A 20,714-nucleotide genomic window follows, 5' to 3' on the forward strand; every position below is an offset into this window, starting at 1 on the left:
AATATAATGCAAAAAGAAGGAACAGTAAAATTTTTTAATGAAACAAAAGGATTCGGATTTATTACACCTAATGCAGGTGGTCAGGATGTATTTGTTCATTCTACAGGCCTAATCGACGAAATTCGTGAAAACGATAAAGTTGAATTCGAAGTTGAAAACGGAAGAAAAGGCTTGAACGCGGTAAATGTAAAGGTTATTTAATTATAATATAATCATCAATCGTACAGCATCCACTCCCAAAAGAGTGGATGCTTTTTTTTGCTTTAAATTTTTTAGCAATTACTTTAAACCTAATGCGTTAAATAGTGTTATATTATTATTCATCCACTAAAAGAAAAAGAAAATGAAAGATCAAACAAAGATTATAGCAGCACTTTTAGTAGGTGCTGCAGCAGGAGCTGCACTGGGTTTATTATTAGCGCCGGAAAGCGGAGAAAACACCAGGGATGGTATAGCTGAGTATATTAACGAGCTTATTGAAGCGGCTAAAGACAAAGCGCAAAACACTGCAAGCGGAGTTAAGGATTATACCAACAACGTTTATAACAACGCAAAATCAAAAGTTAATGATTTGGTTGGCAATGCACAAGACAGCGCTGAAGATGCTATTAATAATGCAAAATCAAAAGCTAATGATGTTGCTGACAATGCTAAAGCGTATGGCGAAGACGCCGTTAACAATGCTAAAGCAAAAGCTAAAAGCGACATTAACGATTTAAATACGATCATCCATAATTAAGAACACACTCGCTGTTTATAAAGAGAAAACCCGGCTTATTGACTGGGTTTTCTCTTTTTGGAGGAATTTTTTAATTATTCACCCATTTATTATTACTGATGTCGGCATCCATAAAAATGCCGTTATCTAAAAATATGGATTGTACAGCTTTATTAGTTTTAACATGTACAGCTATGTTTTTTTGATTTGCTTCCCAAACTGCCGGTGTTTGGTGCAAGGTTTCGGTTTTACCATCAGCATAATTAACCTTTACATCAAAAGGTATGGCAAAACCGCCAATGTTTTCAATGTTTACAACATAACCAGATGCATCTTTAACAGCACTTTTCAAATTCAAATCAATATAATTATTAGTGAAGAACCAATTATAAAAAAACCAATTCAGGTTTTTGCCTGATCCCGTGCTCATCGAGTTAAAATAATCCCATGGGATGGGGTGTTTTCCGTTCCAGTTGTTCATGTAAACATGCAGTGCCTTTTTAAAAAGTGCATCACCCAGCATATCTTTTAAAGCTATGTAGCTTAATGATGGTTTTACGTAGGCGTTATTGGCGTAACCGCGTGTTAATTCGCTGGTAGGGGTGATGATTGGTAAGTCTTCAGTAGTAGAAGGATCGAAGATCCATTTTTTTACACGGAAATTTTTATATACTTCTTCTGAAGTGGATTTGCCCACCTCTGTTTCACCTAAATACAACTCAAATGTGGTTGCCCAGCCTTCATCCATGTAACCGTAACGGGTTTCGTTAATGCCCATATAGAATGGGAAATAGGTATGCGCCATTTCATGGTCCTGTAACAATTCTGCATCTGCCATGTCGGTTTCATGGGTATCATTAACCATCATCGGGAATTCCATGTCCGCAAAGCCCTGGAAGGCGGTCATTTTTGGAAACGGATAAGGCACGCCCGGGAAACTATGCGATAAAAAGTCTAAGGCATGTATACCCCATTTTACAGCCGCATGAAAATCAGCTGATTTATCATCAAAAGCTGCCTGCATACTTGCCCGGCGATGGGTAGCATCGTCAACCACAACACTTGCGGCGTCCCAATCATAATGATCGCTCACACCAACAGCAAGATCACTGATGTGGTTTGCGGTCCATGTCCAGGTATTCACATCGTTTTGCGCTGTGATACTCTTTTTAGCCAGATCATCGGCAGTAACAATATGCATTACCGAATCACTTTTCATTGATTTCTGTAGCCTTTTAGCATATTCCGGCTGTAAAACCTGATTAGGGTTTTGCAGGGTACCGGTAGCCCAAACTATAAAGTTTTTAGGCACGTTAACGTTTAGCACGTAATCGTTAAAGTCATTATAAAACTCCTGGCGGTCATTAAATTCAAGCCTGTCCCAGCCGTTATAATCATCAAATACCGATACACGCGGATAAAAATATCCTATATAAAATGTAGTCGGATCTATTACACCTTCGCGGCCGCTTTTTTCAGAGAGCTCGTAATGCCAGGTGATGTTTAATTTTACGGAATCATGCGGCATTAGCGGTGTAGATAATTGTACAAATTGATTTGTACCTAAAGCTGTAGCGTTATCCCACTGTTTTTTAACACCGTTAACAAATATTGAATCAACCTGCATACCCGGTGTTAAATAATCAGGCGTGGTGTTTGAAAATCTTGTTGCGCCCGGGCGGTGTATATTCATTATCAGCTTTATGTTAAGCTGCTTTAAAGTATCGGGGCTGTTGTTAAAATAGGTAATAGTTTCAAAACCCTTAATCGTACGGTTAGGCGGCATTACAGTTATAGAGATATTATAATGACCTGTATTTTGCCAGTAGTTTTTCCCGGGGCGGCCATCAGCTTCGCGGGTGCCGTTGGCATAGGCTTTTTTAATATCGCGCGGCAGGTAAAGGCTTTGTGAATTTGCCTGCAATAGAAAACCGCAGCACAGTACGGATAGGATGAAATACTTCATTCGTTTTACAATTAAAAAATAAGATCAGTTTGTTAAAAATCAGTTCAAAAATACGTTTCTAACGCGTAAAAAGGAGGTAACAACTATATTACAAGTGTGAAATATTTTGCAAGTATTAAATAATTACTTACTTTTGATGTAGTTATTTTAATAGGGGTATTAAATAACTATATCGGGCCATCTGCTATTTAGTAGATGGCCTTCTTTTTAAGCCAATGGCTTATTAGCTTTTCGCCATGTATTGCTTTGAGATCAAATCAAAAAGATGGTCGGCATCAACCGACTCGTCAAAGCATTCAACAAGTAATTGAGTTACATCCTTCCATTTCAGGTGAATAGCGATGTTTTTTAACATCCGATATGCGGTAATATTTACATGTTCCAGCAATTGTACGTATAAAATCAAGTCCATATCTTTATTAATAGCTAAGCCGTCTTTTTCGTCAAGACAAAAGTTTTGCTTAACCAGTGACATAATTGGATTGCATTCCCTGTCCGAAGGCTTTTCATCGGCAAGCATAAAAATTTCATCCATTCTGATAATTTGATTTTTTACATCGTCCCAAAACTCGTTTAAACCTAATTGTAAATCATTAAATGATGCGATTTTAACTAATTCTTCAAGATGATCGTTAAGGTATCGTTTACCAAAATATAACCTGTTCAGGTTATGTATAAAAACCTGTTTTAACTCGTCTTTATTTAATTGAATTTGGGATTTAGGGGCCATTATTTTTAAATTAATTATTGTGGTTATGCCAATTAGCCATAAGTACATATGATGTTTAGCTCACTCAAAATTAATACTATTAATCTGATATTTTACTACGTTTAAATTTTCGCTATCCGTGCCTATTTAAGATACCTTTGTAAAATACTATTACAGGAAATGAAATATAAATTAGGCGATTTTGTACGGTTTGTTGATGAGAAAATGGAGGGTTTTGTCACCCGTATAGTTGATGAGCAAATGATTGGCGTTACCGGCGATGATGACTTTGAAATACCGGTATTGGCCAGCAAAGTAACCTTTGTGCACGGCTACGAAAATAACGGAAAAAAAAGTTTAGCTGCCGAAGTTATGCAAACACCGGTTGCCGAATTTATAACCAAGGGCGTTTATTTAGGTTTAGTAAACGATGCCAAAGTAAACTCGGTGATGCATTTTTATTTAATTAATGATACGTCTTTCCAACTATTGGCAGGGTTAACAACTGAAAGCCAGGATAAATATAAAGGTGAACAAGCCGAGATCATCGCACCAAAAAAGGCAGTTAAAATATACTCCGGCCAATTAGCTGATCTGCAGCTTTGGCCTAAGTTTATATTTAATATTGTTTTTTTTACCAATCAAAATATTAAGCCGGAAGCACCATTAGCTGTAACCGAAAAGATAAAGGCAAAAGATATGGCATCTGCCAAAAAGAAACTGCCATTGCTTGATCTTCAAGGTTGGTTAATTCAACTGGATGAGCCGGAACTGGTTATAGATGCTCAAAAACTGAAGGAAAGCTTTCATAAGCCTGCCGGGGAAAAACAGGAAATTACCAAACCAGCCGGTGAGGTTGACCTGCATATTGAGAAGTTACGCGATGACCACCAGCTTTTACACAGCTCGGAGATACTAAACATACAGCTTAGTTATTTTAACAAAGCACTTGATGCCGCTATTGTGCACCAATTGCCCGATATAACTTTTATACATGGCTCAGGCAATGGCACATTAAGGCAGGAATTGCATAGACTGTTGAGTAAAAATAACCGTATACAAACTTTTATGGATGCCAGGAAGGAAAAATTTGGTTATGGCGCTACAAAAGTTATACTAAAATAAATTTATTAAACGTTTTTTGTTGTTAGCGCGTCAAGACGGTCCAGTATTTTACTATCAACTTTCATGTCAAATTTTCGTGCAAAAAATTTACCTGAAGTTATTAACCTATCCGCGTCATTAACAGTAAAAATAGTAGGGCGCGAATTGCCATGCTGTTCAATAAAACGTAGGTTATCGTTAACCAGCTTGTGTTTCAATGGCGAATTCATTAAAATAGTTTGGAATAGTATCTCGTCAATTGCCCAGGTAGCCCTAAAAAAGCGCTTCAGTTTTGTGTTGTTTTTCAGGTAATTTATAGCGTAAAGCGCGCATTCAGGGGTAATAGTTAGCCATTGCGATCCGCCGTAAGCCTTTAGTTTTAATGGCAGCTTTCTATTGGGTAATATAGCGTTAGCAATGCGTTGCAAACTGTATTTACCGGGTAACCTAAAATCGCCGAAGCTGTATTTTGCAATGCGCTCATTTCCCTGTAGCCATTCATTATCATCAATTGATAGTAAGCGCATAAATGTTTTGTCCTGGTTATCAAAAAGAAAGTCTTGTATCTCCTTTATCGGCTTTAAAGGATAATCCTGCCCGCTTAAAAGGTTAATATGAGTATAATCTCTGCTTGCTTTTAATATTTGCTTAAATCCGATTAATGTAGATTCGATAATGCTGTAATTTCCCCAAACAGTATCTATTCTTTTATTAATAAAATAAGTGTTTTCAACATTCCCGATTTGGCGAAATTCATTAATGTTACTCTTATTATCCAGCTGTATATAAATATCGGCATCTGCATTACTTAGCTTACTTACAAGCCTTTTAAGTAATTCAGGTTCTTTGTGTGCCAGTATTAAATATGCAATTCTCATTAGGGGTATTTTACTCTATGAAAAGATAAAGACCTGCCGGATTTTATTACGCGTTATGGTTCGGGTTAAAATTCATGAAACAGCTAAATAAAAGCCATTGTATAAGACAATTTTGTTTAACTGACTGATAGATGTTAAGGAATAAAAAGAAATAAACCGTGGGGCTTTATTTCCTGATTTTCTTGTAGAAAAGGGCTTTAAAAAATATTTCATTTTAATAGGGGGCAACCATTGTAAATATACAAACATCTTTCATTTTGGGTGTCACATTAGAGAATTCTAATCTTTATTAATGTTTAATTAATTCCCACAAAACCCAATGCCTTTATTGTTGTTTGCATGTTATTAGTGTCCAATATTATTATCATATTTGGGCCAATTACATCAATATAAACACAATACAAAGCACTTATGCAGGAATTAGACCCCGCCATCCTTAGCAAAGCCAACTCATGGCTGCACGGAAATTATGACGATGATGTTAAACAACAAGTTCAAAAATTACTGGACGATAAAAACTACACTGAATTAACAGATGCTTTTTACCGCGACCTTGAATTTGGTACCGGGGGCTTACGCGGAACAATGGGGCCTGGTACAAACCGTATTAACAAATATACCATTGGCGCTGCTACGCAGGGTTTAGCTAATCACCTGAAAAAGAGTTATCCCGGCGAAAAAATAAAAGTTGCCATTGCGCATGATAGCCGCAACAATGCCGACCTGTTCTCAAACATTACAGCCGAAGTGTTCTCGGCTAACGATATACACGTTTACTTTTTTGAAGCATTGCGCCCAACACCCGAGCTATCATTTGCCATACGCACTTTGGGTTGCAAAAGCGGGGTGATGCTTACTGCGTCACATAATCCCAAAGAATACAACGGCTACAAAGCCTATGGTGCAGATGGCGGGCAGTTTGTATCGCCGGAGGATAAAGCGGTTATGGATGAAGTGGCTGCTATTAAAAGTATTGATGAGATAAAATTTAACCGTGTTGATGCTAATATTGAAATGATTGGCGAAGCGATAGATAATTTATATTTGGATAAAATCACGGAACTATCGGTATCTCCGGATGCGATCAAACGTCAGAGGGATCTGAAGATAGTTTATTCGCCGATACATGGTACAGGCATCACTTTGGTTCCTCAAGCCTTAAAACGTTTTGGTTTTGAAAATGTGATTTTGGTTGATGAGCAGATAACCCCCGATGGTAATTTCCCAACAGTTGTTTATCCAAACCCTGAAGAAAAAGAAGCCTTAACATTAGCGCTTAAAAAAGCACAGGAAGTTGACGCCGATTTAGTTTTAGCAACAGACCCTGATGCTGACCGTGTAGGCATCGCCGTTAAAAATACTGACAATGAATTTGTGTTATTGAACGGCAACCAAACCGGCGCCATGCTGATTAATTACCTGCTTACCGCCTGGGAAGAAAAAGGTAAACTTACCGGTAACGAATACATTGTTAAAACCATTGTTACCACAAATTTAATTGAGGCTATTGCCAATGCAAAACATGTTAAATTTTATAACACGCTAACCGGCTTTAAATACATTGGCGAATTAATGACCAGGTTTGAAGGGAAGCAAACCTTTATAGGCGGCGGCGAAGAAAGCTATGGCTATTTAATTGGCGAACTGGTAAGGGATAAGGATGCGATAGTATCAAGCGCGTTTATTGCGGAGATGACTGCTTATTACAAAGACAAGGGCAGTAGTTTATTTGAGGCATTGCTGGATACTTATGTGCAATATGGTTTCTACAAAGAAAAGCTGATCTCACTTACTAAAAAAGGTAAAACCGGTGCCGAAGAGATAAAGGAAATGATGGAAAAATTCCGTACCCATCCGCCGGCTACTTTAGGCGGATCAAAAGTGATCATGCTAAAGGATTATGAAAAAGGTACAGAAACTGATCTAACTACAAACACGACTAAAAAGCTTGAATTTCCTGCATCAGATGTATTGCAGTTTATCACCGGGGATGGCAGCATTATATCTGCACGCCCTTCAGGTACCGAGCCAAAAATAAAATTCTATTGCAGTGTGAACGGCAAACTGGAAAATACAACTGCCTACAAGGAAACAGATAAAAAATTAGATGATAAGATAACTGCGATAATGCAGGATCTGGGCGTATAATATTTTAGATTTATATAAAAAGCCGGGCCAATTTGGTCCGGCTTTTCTTGTTTAAGATTGTTCCTGGTTAACATAACTCAACATCCAGGTAATACCAAACTTATCAGTTAGCATTCCAAAAAATGCCCCCCAAAACTGGTGAGCCAGCGGCATTTTAATTTCGCCGCCTTCGGCAAGTTTATTAAACAAGCGGGTGTTTTCTTCTACACTCGCGGTACTAATATTGATCATGAAATTATTGCCTTGTACTACTGGTGGCGCACTGGCAGGGCAATCCATTCCGGCAATTATATCTTCACCAATAGGTAAAGACATGTATAATATTTTATTAGCCTGTTCCTCGGGCATGGCCGGCGCATTCGGTATATCACTCATCCGTGATACGGCAATAAAATCTCCGCCGAATATTGAGCGGTAAAAGTTAAATGCTTCTTCAGTTTGGCCGTTGTAAACAATGTTAATATTAGTTTTCATGCTGATAATTGGTTTATATAACAAATATAAAATAAAAAAAAGCCATACCTGCAATGGCAAGTATGGCTTTTATAAGGTTTAGATCTATTGTTTATTGATATACTCTTACATAATCTACCTGCATGGTTGAGCTGGTAAAGTTAGGGTCAACCGTTCCGCCAAAATTTCCGCCCATAGCTACGTTAAAGATAAAGAAGAATTTTGCATTGAAAGGTAACGATGGGTTGTTGGCAACAGTTTGATAAACCACGCCATCAACTGATATTTGAACTTGTAGCGGTGACCATTGTAAGCCATAAACATGGAATGTAGTGTTCGGGCTGGTTGTTTTTGTAGTAGCTCCATTTCCGTTGGCACCCGAGTGGCCCGGGTAATGCAGCGTGCCATAAATAACACCGGGGTTGTTGCCTATCTCTTCCATAATATCCATTTCGCCACAGGCTGGCCAGGGGTTAGTGGCATAGTCGGAACCAAGCATCCACAATGCAGGCCAGGTACCGCCGCCGGTAGGCAGCATGGCACGCATTAAAACTGTACCATATTTAAACGCAACTTTGTTTTCAGTAACTATACGTGCTGATGAATAGGGAAATCCGCTGCTGTTTTCCTTAATAGCTGTAATATTCAGATAGCCACCTTTTACATAGGCATTTTCGGCATTGCTGGTATAGTTTTCCAGCTCATTATTTCCCCAGCCATTGTTATTTCCTAAATTATAACTCCAATTGGCTGGGTTTGGCGGACCATCGGTATTAAATTCATCACTCCATAACAAGACAAGTTTTTTCCCTATCGCCACACTTGCGCTTCCTGTTGCTGTTAAGCCGGAATTGCTGGTTGCTGTAACGTTAATGGTATAAGTACCGGTTGCAGGATATTTATGTGTTAATGATACCGTACCTGAGTTAACATTTTGAACAGAGTCATCACCAAAGTCAATTGTGTAACTTGCTGCGTTGGTAGCTTTTGCTGTTAGTGTTACGTTACCACTGCTGTCTGTGGTAGCAACCGCGTTCACGGTTAAATTTGTTGGTTGAGTTGAAGCAGGGCCACCGCCACCACCGCTGTTGCTTTTACTGCATGATATTAAAATAATACTTAATACAATACCGGTTAGGATATATTTCATCATAATTAATTGGTTTGCTTGTTATTATAACTGGTTAAACAAATATAGTTTTCTTTTTTAGAAATTTAAGCCACTACATAATAAATAGCTTTTTGTTAAGCATTTTTTGCCTAAAAAGAAATGGAATATTTCATATTATAAAAAATTAATATTTTGATAATCAGATATTTATAAAATAATCAATAAAATATATTTGATTTTTTACTCCTTTTTGGAATATCTATTTTATCTTTATAATTAACTTATTTCTTGTAAAGATATGGAAAGTGGAAAAATAACGTATGAAAGCGTGTTTCAGTTTATTTTTGGTCTGGTTATAATATTAATCTTATCACAGTGTTTATTTAACAGCTTTACGCAATTATGGATGCATTTATTCCATTAAATAAACTTTAGCAATTAAATTATAATAATTGCGCGTTAAACCAATAACCTTATCAGGCCCGATTATTGCTCTACTGCCAATCTGGCTATGCTTACTTTTTATTGATAATGCTGCTTAATAATTAAATTTATCTTGAGATGAAATATTTAGTGTAACTATCTTGTGATAAGTTATTTTTTTATATTTTTCATATTATTTCAAGCATAATTTTCTTTACGTTTACATTATACCCCAAAAATTACTTAGAGTGTTTTAATGAAGCGAAAATTTTTGCGTTTATTTAAGTATGTTATTTTTAATAAATATGCTTTAAAAAACCTGCAAAGCCAGTTAAAATTACTTTTCGTGATCAATTATTTTAACCGCGAAAAATTGGTTCATCTAAGGACTAATCTCTACCATTTAACAGATTATCTATCCGGCGCGTTCACCACAGACGAAAAAGCGCAAATACTTTGTCATCATTATCGTTTTCTGCGAGAAACATTTAATACCCGGCAATTAAAGTTGATTTTTAATGATGGTGTTGAATTTTTTAGAGAAGAAAATGATAATGGAACCTATTCCATTGTTTTAAATACAAGTTCAACGCTTGAGTTTGAGGGTTCGCTCTCAATATTTCTGAAGTTTGATGATATTAAAATAGCAACCTTATCTTTCAGTATAGCTCCAGGGAGTATATTTAGTATCGATGAAGAGCATGTGGCTTACATTACCTGCACCCAGCGTATAGGGCAGCATAAACCACGGATATTAGCCGCAATAAAGCATTTTCGGGATATTGTACCATCAGTATTATTAATGAAATCATTCGAGGCTATGTTAACCAAACTTAATATCCACTCCTGTATTGGCATATCTTACAAAAATCAGCTTACGGCGCTTAAAAATAACGAAGACGAGAAATATTTCTCGTTCTACGATGCGCTGTGGATGAATTATGGCGGAATAGATATCGGCGGAAATTATTTAATACCGCTGCCATTGGGCCAAAAACCATTAATACTAATTAAGCAAACCCACCGGAACCGTACAGTTAAAAAGCGTCAAAAAATGAGGGAAATATATGACTCAACCATTCAAAAAATGGTTGCGTTCCTGGATGATCCAATCTAGGGCAGATGATTATTTCTTATTAACTCATTTTTGCTTATTTAATTAGCCGGAAATCTTATTATGAGGTATCTTTAGGAATTGTTATTAATAATAGTTTAATTTTATTCTTAATCTGTTACTTAAAAACCCCTATGAAATCAACCACCCTGCATCCTGTCAATGCTAAAAGAAAAAGAAAAATCTGGAAGTTCCTGACATTGCTTGGCCCCGGGTTGACCACCGGCGCCGCAGACGATGATCCATCGGGTATTGCAACCTATTCACAAACCGGTGCGCAATTTGGCTATGGCCAACTGTGGACGGCATTATACATGCTGCCATTCATGACAGCTGTTCAGGAGGCTTGTGCGCGTATTGGTTTGGTATCAGGAAAGGGGATTGCCGCGGTAATAAAAGAGCATTACAGCAAAACGGTTTTATATAGCGCAGTTGCGTTGGTTGTGATTGCTAACACTATAAATATTGGAGCTGATATTGGAGCTATGGCTTCAGCGGCGCAATTACTTGTGCCGCTACCATTCATAATTATTACTTTGTTTTTTACCGCTCTGATATTAGTGCTTGAGATTTTTACCAATTACAAAGTTTACTCAAAAATATTAAAATGGCTGGCGCTAGCTTTGCTCTCATACCCAATAACTATTTTTATTGTACACCAGGATTGGGGAACCGTGCTAAAGGCTTCCGTTATACCGCATATTGATTTTAACTTTCAGTTCCTGTTTATCATTACCGGTGTTTTGGGTACTACCATTACGCCCTACATGTTTTTTTGGGAAGCATCGCAGGAGGTTGAGGAAAATAAAACCTTAAAACTTGATGATGCGGGGAAGCCTAAAATAACCCCAAGGCATATTAAGAATATGCGTATAGATAATAATGTTGGAATGATTATCTCGGAGTTTACTACCTGGTGTATTATTTTGGTAGGTGCATCCGTGTTACATGCAAGTGGCGTTAAAGATGTTAAAACCGCTGCCGATGCCGCAAAAGCAATAGAACCCTTGGTGCATTCATTCCCGCATTCGGGCTATTTGGCTAAGGTTATATTTTCAATTGGTATCATTGGCTTAGGCTTGTTGGCTGTGCCTGTTTTGTCGGGATCAGCGGCTTACGCGGTATCTGAAGCGTTCAGCTGGCGGGCCAGCCTCAATCTGAAATTAAAAAGAGCGCATGGTTTTTACGGTGTTATCACCATATCTACACTTATAGGCCTAATGATAAACTTTGTAGGTATCGACCCTGTAAAAGCGTTGGTTTTTGCCGCCGTGCTAAATGGTGTTGCCGCTGTGCCATTGCTATTCCTGATTGCGCGTATTGCCCGTAATGAAACAATAATGGGTGAGCATAAAAGCGGGCAATTATCCAATATCCTGTTATGGTCGACCTTTGTGGGCATGGGTGCTGCGGCAATAGGAATGTTTTGCACTTTATAGATGTAAAAAGACCATTTTTACGTGTTCGAACACTTGGTAATTGTAATAAATAATTATAGCAATTTTTTTGATAATTTTTTTACGTTTGCGTTGATAATCATTTTATTCAGACCCCGGCAAGATAAACCCTTGCCAAAATATATCCAATTAAGCTATGAGAAAAGTATGCCTTTTAGTGTGTGCGTTATTTTTTGCATTTCAATCGTTTGCGCAAACAAAAAGCAGCATCTTTTGGAAAGAAGATTTTAATAGTTCAACAGGTAAACTACCTGAGGGCTGGAAAAATGTTGACATGAGCAACACCAACAGCGTTGAATGGATCGTAACTAATCAGCCTTATCCCGGATCATACCAATACCAGCAACAAGCACCGCCAATAGCATCTAAAAGCCGTGGTTATTACCTGCAATTTCAGCCGGGATATATGGTTGACGAAGACCAGCCAACCTGGATTAAAAAGAAACAATATCCTGATGCCTGGGTACAAAGCGGCGCTATTGATTGTTCAAATCACAGTTCGGTAATACTAAACTTTCAACAAACATTCCGTTATAACGATTTTAACCATGCAGCAGGCGCGGGCTTATATGTTGGTGTAAGTACCGACGGCCAAACCTGGACGGACTTCGACGTAAAAAATAACATTCCATCAGGTACTGATATGTTTAGCCCGATTGATCAGCAGCTAAATATCAGTAAAGTTGCTGCCGGTCAACCCAAAGTTTACATCCGTTTTTACTGGAAAGGTTATTATAGCTGGTACTGGATGATAGATGATATTTCACTATCCGAAGGCCTTAAAAAAGATGTTGCCATAGCGCGCCTAACCTCTAACAGCGAAAACGATAATACCTTTACGCATCATGATGTACTGACTGTAAAAGTTAAAAATAATGGTATCGAGCCTATTAAACAAGACTTTAAGGTTACCTGCCTTATTGATAATAAACAGGAACTTTCAACCACAGTTAATGCAAGTAAAAATCCTATCAATCCCGGAGAAGAAGTTAGCGTGAGTTTTCCTCCTGCTGATCTTTTAAGCAGGCCGTCTCATCAACTGGATTTCTCGGTAAAGCTGGATGGCGATGAGAATGCTGATAATGATAAATTGGCAATAAAAATATATGCAAAGGAATCTTACGTTGGTAATGTAACCTCTTTTAAGGCTGATAAAAATGAGTTTGATGTATCTGCCGGGATCTCAAAAGTTAAGGTGATCTTTTACAGCGATGATATCTTCAGGATCTGGCTAGCACCTGTTGGTGATTTTACCAATCCTGCCGGTAATGATATTGTTGAGCAATATACCGTTACTAACCCCCAGGTAACTGCAATTGATAAAGGCCCCTATTATCAAATAAAAAGTAAACAATGCGTTTTACGCGTGTACAAAACCCCTATGCGATTTGCTTTGTACGATATGACCAATACCCATAAGGTTTGGGAAGAGACCAAGCCTATAAGCTTTGGCGCAAAAACAACACAAAACATGGAGCGCCAGCCGAACGAATATTTCTACGGTTGCGGAATGCAGAACGGTTATTTTTCGCATCGCGGTAATGATATTTTGATTGAGAAAGGTAACGGCTGGGACAATGGCGGACGTGCGAACCCGGCGCCGTTTTATATGTCGACTGCCGGTTATGGGGTTTTCAGAAATACTTTTGATGTAGGTGTATATTCCTTTAAGCAAAACCTGAAGTTCACCCACAATGAGAATCGTTTCGATGCATTTTACTTTTATGGCCCATCCTTAAAAAAGATATTGAATGGCTATACCCAAATGACTGGCAGGCCATTCTTAATGCCGAGATGGGCCCTTAGCATGGGCGATGCCAATTGCTATAACAGGGGTTTAAAAAAGGGTTATGATACCAAGAACTATACCGGCAGCGGTATTAATGGTACGACGCCCGACGTAATAAAACTGGTTGCCGATAAATATGTAGACAACAACATGCCACGCGGCTGGATATTACCAAACGACGGCTATGGCTGTGGTTACGTAAAATTGGATTCTACTGTGATGGAACTGCATAAGCGTGGTTTCTATACCGGGCTTTGGACCGAGAACGGCATCGACAAGATAGCTAAAGAGGTAGGTACTTATGGTACGAGATTGTGTAAACTGGACGTAGCCTGGGTTGGTCCGGGTTATAAGTTTGCATTGGATGCCTGTAAATCTGCCTATAACGGTATTGAGGATAACAGTAACGGGCGCGGGTTTGTATGGAGCGTAATGGGCTGGGCCGGTACGCAAAAATATTCAACCGTTTGGAGCGGTGACCAAACCGGGAACTGGGAGTATATCCGTTTTCACATCCCAACGGTTATTGGTTCAGGATTGTCCGCACAAAATGCGGCAACGGGTGATGTGGATGGCATCTTCGGGGGCAGCGATTCTACTTATGTACGCGATTTGCAATGGAAATGTTTTACACCTGTATTTATGGTGATGAGCGGCTGGGCTAAAAAAGATAAGCAACCCTATATTTATGGTGAGCCCTATACCTCCATAAACCGCAAATATTTGGAACTTAAAATGCGATTAACACCATACATGTATACCTATTGCGAGCAAGCCCATGAAACCGGTGTCCCGGCATCAAGGGCTATGGTTTTGGAATTTCCGAACGATCCGGTAACCTGGGGTAAACAAACGCAATACCAGTTCATGAACGGTGAATCGTTCCTGGTTGCACCGGTTTATAAAAGCGAAGCAAAGCGCGACAGTATTTACCTGCCAAAAGGTACCTGGTATGATTACTGGAATGGAAAGGCATACGCTGGTGGCAGATTCGTGAACAATTATCCGGCCCCGCTTGATAAGTTGCCGGTTTTTGTAAAGGCAGGTGCCATTATTCCGATGTACCCTGCTATGAATTATGATGCTGAAAAGCGCGCCGACAGTTTAACGCTGGATATCTATCCATACAAAAAATCCACTTTTAATTTATATGAAGATGACGGCATAACCCGCGACTACCGCAAAGGTGCATTTGCAAAAACATTAATTGAAGTGCAGGCGGGTAATGGCGTACAAGTAAACATTCATGCTGCAGTTGGTGATTATAAAGGCAAATACACGAAACGTATTTATTTAGTTGACATTCACCAAAACTTAGCGCCAAAAACAGTAATGGTTAATGGTAGCGGCTTAAAAATGTACGCATCACTAAGTGATTTTAAAAATGCCAAAACAGGCTGTTATTTTGATGCGAATGAGGAGACAGGCGTATTGCATATTAAAACCGCCTACTTGAAAACGGATAAAGACCAAGTAGTTAGCATCAACTAATTACTAATTAAAGTGTATAGTTTAACTATACACTTTAATTATTTTAATGCCTTTTGGCGCTTGCACATCAATCCTGATTTTACCATTGGCTAATTTGGTGTCTTTTATTTTAACAACACCTTTAGGGGTTGGGTAAGTGCCTTCAGCAAAGGTCAAATTACCTAAATGTGGTTCTATCTTTAATATAGCACAACCTGGTACTATTACATTTACACCCAGCACGTATTGCGTTAAAAATGGAGTAGGGCCCGATGCCCAGCCATGGCAGAGACTATGCCTGAAGCCTTTATAACAAAAAGCGCCATAATCGCCGTGGATGTCTTTTTTGCCGGGAGGCACCAGTTCGTCAATCCTGCCGGCATTGGGCAGCCAGTCGATGTTAAAATCTTCCCAAAATGTAGTTGCGCCCAGCGAAAGCATTGGCCCCCAATAGTTTTTTATCGCATCAATTGCACCCTGGTAGTCACCTGCTTTTGCTTTGGCCTGCAGCATGTAATATCCAAAAAAGGTAGAGTAATTATGCACGCCACCAGCTGAAAGTATCTCATTAGCTTTCTCCGCAGGCATTAAACCGGATAACGACAATAAAGCTGCCGCTTGTTTTGACGCTCCCGGATCAGGTATATTCTTTTTTAATCTTTCCACCGCATCCTGGCATTTTTGGGCAGTGATCAGGTCGTTCAAATCGGTGCAAAGTTCAGCGCCCGCATTTAATGTCATCACCAGCATGGCCTGCAAACCGGCATGGATGGCCTTGGGGTCAGTACTTGATGGCCAATCGATGAACCTCGCACCATCGTTCAGGTTTTCGCTGTTATTAGGGTCTATCTTGGAAATGTATTGGTTTAAAAGGGCCGTTAAATAAGTTTTCTGTTGCTTTAAGTAATTCAGGTCGCCATTATGCATGTACCAGTCATGCTGGATCAGGATCCACCACATCGAATAAGAAACCATCCCGTTCATGTATTCAGGTAAGGGGGTTATGTTTTTTGCAAGGTCGAGGCTTTTGGGCACCACATCATTATTACCAAAAACCGCTGCAATGGTTGATGTTTCCGGATGCATATCACCCACCCAAACCAACCTGTCGCGCTTGATGCCATCCCACAAATAATCCTGCATGTTTAATTGCACAGTGTAAGCACCGGTCATCCATATTTTGTTCAGCAAGGTGTCACTGCATTTAAACGAGCCTAAATAGGGGAGATCCCTGAAAACGAATATCGCCCTCGCCTCTTTAAGCTTCAACTCTGCATTGTCATCAACCAAATCGATCCGCACAAACCTGAAACCTGTGTTGCCAATTTCCAGTTTGCCCAGCCAAGGTAGCGAAATGATAAAATCGCGCATAGCATGATCATTGGTGGCATTGTGTATAGTATCAATAGTACTCATCGCCTCGCTTGCTGATTCGCCAAAACGGATGTGGACCCTCACCGGTTTTCCGCCGCGCGGCTGATCTGTTACCAATTGTATACCGCCATGTAGCTCCCTGCCAAAGTCAAGCAGAATTCCTGCTTTACCTTTTTCGTCATTATGCATAATGCACAAGTCATTTCCTGAAAGATCAGCCTGTCCATCGCCGCTTTTCAGGAGTTTTTGTGCATTGATGATGTGCGTATCAACACCCGGTGTTTCCCACAAGATCCTCGTTGGCGAAAGATATCGCCTTACGGTTTCCTCGGTTTGAACGTCGTGCAAGTGCGTGCCTGCAAATACCGGCGGTAATTGCGCCTGGACGGTTTGTACAAGCAATAAAATCAAGGAAAAATAAGCGGCAGCCTTGTACATACAATTAAGTTAAACGAAGCTAATTTAAGATTAATAGTTTAATTGTACCTGATCGGTTATTTACACCACAAGGTATGCGCATTGTGCAGCATATTAATGTTGTTATATCTTGGATATAAAGCATTGAGCTCCAATTGATTTTGCAATGATAATTAGGCAAGGCAAACACAGGCGAAATAATTGTGTTCAGAACATTATGGATAAGTCAAATCCTAAAATATCAGCAAACCGGAACGTTATTTGGCCGCTGCAATCGCTTAATTTTTTTATGGCAGATATGCAGGCGGGCGTAGGCCCGTTCCTGGGGATATTTTTGCTGGCTCACGGCTGGAAAAGCGGCCTGATCGGTTCAGTAATGACCATCGGGGGTGTGGCCGGTATGCTGATGACCATTCCTGCAGGGGCTTTAATCGACCATACGAAACGTAAACGATTGTATGTTGCCATAACTGGTGTATTTACTATTCTTGCTTCGGCAATCATTTTACTTTCTCAAAATTTTTGGATTGTTAGTATTTCCCAGGTGGCTACCGCCATAGCAGGCGCTGCCAATGGCCCGGCGGTAGTAGGGATAACCCTTGGAATTGTAAAGCAATCGGGATTTAATAGGCAAAATGGTTATAACCAGGCGTACAATCATGCTGGTAATGTGGCAGGTGCAGCGCTTTCAGGTTATTTGGGAATGAAATTTGGAATGCCGGCTATTTTTTATCTTGCCGCTGTTTTTGGTTTACTTTCCATTATATCTATAATGCTGATCCCCGTAAAAGCAATAGATGATAAAGCCGCCAGAGGGTTGAAAGGTACAGGAGATGATGAAAAAGCAAGCGGCTTAAAAGTTTTATTAAAATGCAAACCACTATTGATACTTGCCGCTGCTTTGGCTTGTTTCCATTTAGGGAATGGGGCGATGCTGCCTTTGTACGGAATGGCAGCTGCAACAAAAAATCAGGCTAACGCAACTATGTTTGTAGCGATGACCATTATTATAGCGCAGGTGGTAATGGTTGTGGTATCGCTCGTTGCCATGCGTATGGCGGAGAAAAAAGGCTATTGGCTGGTCATACTCATATCGTTTATCGCGCTTCCGGTCCGCGGTTTGATAGCCGCACATATGATAAACGGGGTGGGATTATATCCTGTACAGATTTTGGATGGAATAGGTGCTGGTTTACAAAGTGTCGCAGTGCCAGGCTTGGTTGCTCATATCCTGAATGGTACCGGGCGGATAAATATCGGGCAGGGGGCAGTAATGACCGTTCAGGGACTGGGCGCATCATTCAGCCCAGCTATTGGCGGCTGGATTGCAGAGAATTTAGGTTACAGCTCCACCTTTTTAATTTTAGGTAGTTTTGCTATCATATCCGTCATCTTATGGTTGATATACTATAAATTACTAAAAAAAGCCTGTGAAAATAAATTGGAAGAGTGACTTCAAAATGTACAAAACTGATGAAATTAAACCAGAGATGCCTGTTCACGTATTTTCAAATTTTAAAATTTATTTATGAATAATACTGCTATCTGGATCATTTCGCTAATATCTGTTGCCGGGGTTATCATCCGTCCATTTAAAATAACAGAAGCAGTTTATGTAATTGCCGGGGCTTTGGTGTTACTTGTTTTTCAGCTAATTAAACCCGCAGCTGCTTTATCGGGGGTAATGAAAGGCCTGGATGTTTATCTTTTTTTAACTGGGATGATGTTGCTTGCCGAAACCGCGCGCGAAGAAAAACTCTTCGATTGGCTGGCTGCACATGCAACAGTGATGGCTAAAGGTTCGTCCAACCGTTTATTCCTTTTAATTTATATTGTTGGGGTAATTGTAACAGTGTTTTTATCTAACGATGCTGCTGCTGTTGTGTTAACGCCCGCTGTTGCCGCTGCCGTAAAGGCGGCAGAAGTGAAAAAACCACTGCCGTATTTATTAATATGCGCTTTTATAGCTAATGCGGCATCATTTGTTTTGCCCATATCAAACCCGGCTAATTTGGTTATTTATGGCAGTCATATGCCTCCTTTACTTCATTGGCTTGGGCAATATATTATCCCATCGGTTTTTAGCATTGCAGTAACTTATTTTGTACTTCATTTTACGCAACGCGCCTGCTTTAAAGATAAGGTAAAAACCAATATTCCTATCCCAAACCTATCTCAAGGTGGTAAAACTGCATTTATTGGTATTGCGGCTACTGCTGCTGTTTTATTGAGTTCATCTGCATGTGGTATTCAGTTGGGTTTGCCTACTGCAATAACGGGTATATTAACATCAGCAGTTGTGATCATTCGCTCCAAAAAAAATCCATTGATAGTTATTAAAGGCGTGTCTTGGGCGGTTCTTCCGCTGGTGGCCGGGTTATTTGTTATTGTAGAGGCGATAAACCAAACGGGATTAATTACACAGCTAACAACTATACTAAATAACAGTGTTTCAAAATCAATCACCGATACGACTTGGATAAGCGGCGGAATTGTGGCGGTAGTTTGCAACTTGATGAATAATTTGCCTGCCGGGCTAATAGCAGGTAGTGTATTACAGGTTGCCCATGTGCCCGAAACGGTGAAAAACGCTATTTTAATAGGGGTGGACCTTGGTCCGAATCTTTCTATAACCGGTTCATTAGCCACTATTTTATGGCTTGTTGCCCTAAGGCGTGAGAATCAAACCGTAAGTGCCTGGACATTTTTAAAATTAGGCAGCGTTGTAATGACAACCGCACTCATTGCAGCATTGGCCTCATTATGGATTTAGCTTTTTAAAAAGCAGCATTCATTTCTATTAATAGTTTACCGCCGGTATTTAATGTACCTTACATCGATTTGAATTTAATATTTGACGAATTGATCGACAGTTACCTGGCAACCAACGTGGGTATAGTCAGCAATTTTTTAAGTAAGGCGCTTTCAGGGCATTTGGCTGATAATATTACAAATCTTTATACAAATAACCTGCTGCTCTCTGCAGGAACGGGAAATAACCCACTGGTAAACCATGATAAACTGATTCGCAGCGACAAAATTTACTGGTTAGACCGTATCCATAACAACAGCTACGAAAATGCTTTTTTTGACCTGATGGATAGCTTTGTTATGTACCTGAACAGTACATGCTATGCAGGCGTTACCGGTTACGAATTTCATTATACTCTTTATGAAAAAGGCAGCTTTTATAAGCGCCATCTGGATAATTTCAAACAGAATGGCACTCGTGCCTTTTCCATGATTATGTATCTAAATACCGAGATTGATGGCGGAGCGCTACGTATTTACCAGGGTGATAAATATCAGGACGTTACCCCAAATGCAGGCAAAAGCATCTTTTTTAAAAGTAACGAGATAGAGCATGAAGTATTGATAACCCGATTACCACGAATGAGTATCACCGGATGGCTTAAGGTTAAGGCACAGGATCAATTGCTCTAATAATTTTCAATTAAATAATGATCTAAGTTATGATATTGAAATTCCTGGCTATGGTACATTGCGGGGGATGTATGATACAATTTGCGGGCAGGTATTATTTAATTGTTGATTCGCTGTCGAAAACATAAAATAAAGCAGG

General features: G+C 39.5%; 16 protein-coding genes. 10 read left to right on the plus strand and 6 right to left on the minus strand.

Annotated elements, in window-relative coordinates; genetic code table 11:
* The first annotated feature begins 6 nt into the window (after positions 1-6).
* Positions 7-201, plus strand: a complete 195-nt coding sequence (locus tag ACYZ0U_RS07430) for a cold-shock protein (protein ID WP_158990334.1) — start codon at positions 7-9, stop codon at positions 199-201.
* 142 nt (positions 202-343) lie between these two features.
* Positions 344-739 carry a YtxH domain-containing protein gene (locus ACYZ0U_RS07435; protein ID WP_461451412.1) on the plus strand — a complete coding sequence of 132 codons (396 nt, stop codon included), beginning with the start codon at positions 344-346 and terminating at the stop codon, positions 737-739.
* A 70-nt stretch (positions 740-809) separates the two neighbouring features.
* Here ACYZ0U_RS07435 and ACYZ0U_RS07440 read toward each other — a convergent pair whose 3' ends face one another.
* Together ACYZ0U_RS07440 and ACYZ0U_RS07445 are read right to left on the minus strand one after the other, a co-directional pair.
* Entirely contained in the window at positions 810-2,684 is a 1,875-nt protein-coding gene (locus tag ACYZ0U_RS07440) for a M1 family metallopeptidase (RefSeq protein WP_461451414.1), read from the minus strand.
* Positions 2,685-2,907: 223 nt separating this feature from the next.
* Entirely contained in the window at positions 2,908-3,414 is a 507-nt protein-coding gene (locus tag ACYZ0U_RS07445; protein WP_461451416.1) for a DUF892 family protein, read from the minus strand.
* A gap of 159 nt (positions 3,415-3,573) precedes the next feature.
* Here ACYZ0U_RS07445 and ACYZ0U_RS07450 point away from each other — a divergent pair, with 159 nt between their 5' ends.
* Positions 3,574-4,518, plus strand: coding sequence for a Smr/MutS family protein (locus ACYZ0U_RS07450; RefSeq protein ID WP_461451418.1), 945 nt, complete (start codon positions 3,574-3,576; stop codon positions 4,516-4,518).
* Positions 4,519-4,523: 5 nt separating this feature from the next.
* Here the strand turns inward: ACYZ0U_RS07450 and ACYZ0U_RS07455 are convergent, their stop codons facing one another.
* Positions 4,524-5,375, minus strand: a complete 852-nt coding sequence (locus ACYZ0U_RS07455; RefSeq protein WP_461451420.1) for a beta-1,6-N-acetylglucosaminyltransferase — start codon at positions 5,373-5,375, stop codon at positions 4,524-4,526.
* A gap of 411 nt (positions 5,376-5,786) precedes the next feature.
* On the opposite strand from ACYZ0U_RS07455, the gene ACYZ0U_RS07460 reads away from it, so the two are divergent.
* Complete coding sequence (locus ACYZ0U_RS07460; protein ID WP_461451422.1) at positions 5,787-7,523, plus strand: phospho-sugar mutase; 1,737 nt, start codon at positions 5,787-5,789, stop codon at positions 7,521-7,523.
* Between the two features lie 51 nt (positions 7,524-7,574).
* On the opposite strand, the gene ACYZ0U_RS07465 is transcribed toward ACYZ0U_RS07460, so the two are convergent.
* Entirely contained in the window at positions 7,575-7,997 is a 423-nt protein-coding gene (locus tag ACYZ0U_RS07465) for a VOC family protein (protein ID WP_461451424.1), read from the minus strand.
* Positions 7,998-8,088: 91 nt separating this feature from the next.
* The gene (locus ACYZ0U_RS07470) at positions 8,089-9,129 is read right to left on the minus strand and encodes a family 16 glycosylhydrolase (RefSeq protein WP_461451426.1); all 1,041 of its coding nucleotides are present in this window, start codon (positions 9,127-9,129) and stop codon (positions 8,089-8,091) included.
* Positions 9,130-9,766: 637 nt separating this feature from the next.
* Here ACYZ0U_RS07470 and ACYZ0U_RS07475 point away from each other — a divergent pair.
* From ACYZ0U_RS07475 to ACYZ0U_RS07485, 3 genes are all read left to right on the plus strand, one after another.
* Positions 9,767-10,627, plus strand: a complete 861-nt coding sequence (locus tag ACYZ0U_RS07475; protein ID WP_461451428.1) for a DUF535 family protein — start codon at positions 9,767-9,769, stop codon at positions 10,625-10,627.
* Positions 10,628-10,758: 131 nt separating this feature from the next.
* Positions 10,759-12,063: an NRAMP family divalent metal transporter gene (locus ACYZ0U_RS07480; RefSeq protein ID WP_461451431.1), complete on the plus strand. Its 1,305-nt coding sequence runs from the start codon at positions 10,759-10,761 to the stop codon at positions 12,061-12,063.
* A 154-nt stretch (positions 12,064-12,217) separates the two neighbouring features.
* Positions 12,218-15,361: a glycoside hydrolase family 31 protein gene (locus tag ACYZ0U_RS07485; RefSeq protein WP_461451433.1), complete on the plus strand. Its 3,144-nt coding sequence runs from the start codon at positions 12,218-12,220 to the stop codon at positions 15,359-15,361.
* 21 nt (positions 15,362-15,382) lie between these two features.
* On the opposite strand, the gene ACYZ0U_RS07490 is transcribed toward ACYZ0U_RS07485, so the two are convergent.
* Positions 15,383-17,152 carry an alpha-L-rhamnosidase-related protein gene (locus ACYZ0U_RS07490; RefSeq protein WP_461451435.1) on the minus strand — a complete coding sequence of 590 codons (1,770 nt, stop codon included), beginning with the start codon at positions 17,150-17,152 and terminating at the stop codon, positions 15,383-15,385.
* Positions 17,153-17,348: 196 nt separating this feature from the next.
* Here ACYZ0U_RS07490 and ACYZ0U_RS07495 point away from each other — a divergent pair, with 196 nt between their 5' ends.
* From ACYZ0U_RS07495 to ACYZ0U_RS07505, 3 genes are all read left to right on the plus strand, one after another.
* Positions 17,349-18,584, plus strand: a complete 1,236-nt coding sequence (locus ACYZ0U_RS07495; RefSeq protein WP_461451437.1) for an MFS transporter — start codon at positions 17,349-17,351, stop codon at positions 18,582-18,584.
* A gap of 75 nt (positions 18,585-18,659) precedes the next feature.
* On the plus strand, positions 18,660-19,904 hold the full coding sequence (locus tag ACYZ0U_RS07500; protein WP_461451439.1) for an arsenic transporter: 1,245 nt from the start codon (positions 18,660-18,662) through the stop codon (positions 19,902-19,904).
* Positions 19,905-19,972: 68 nt separating this feature from the next.
* On the plus strand, positions 19,973-20,575 hold the full coding sequence (locus tag ACYZ0U_RS07505; protein ID WP_461451441.1) for a 2OG-Fe(II) oxygenase: 603 nt from the start codon (positions 19,973-19,975) through the stop codon (positions 20,573-20,575).
* Positions 20,576-20,714 lie beyond the last annotated feature (139 nt).

Source organism: Mucilaginibacter sp. (assembly GCF_965225845.1).
GTDB lineage: Bacteria > Bacteroidota > Bacteroidia > Sphingobacteriales > Sphingobacteriaceae > Mucilaginibacter.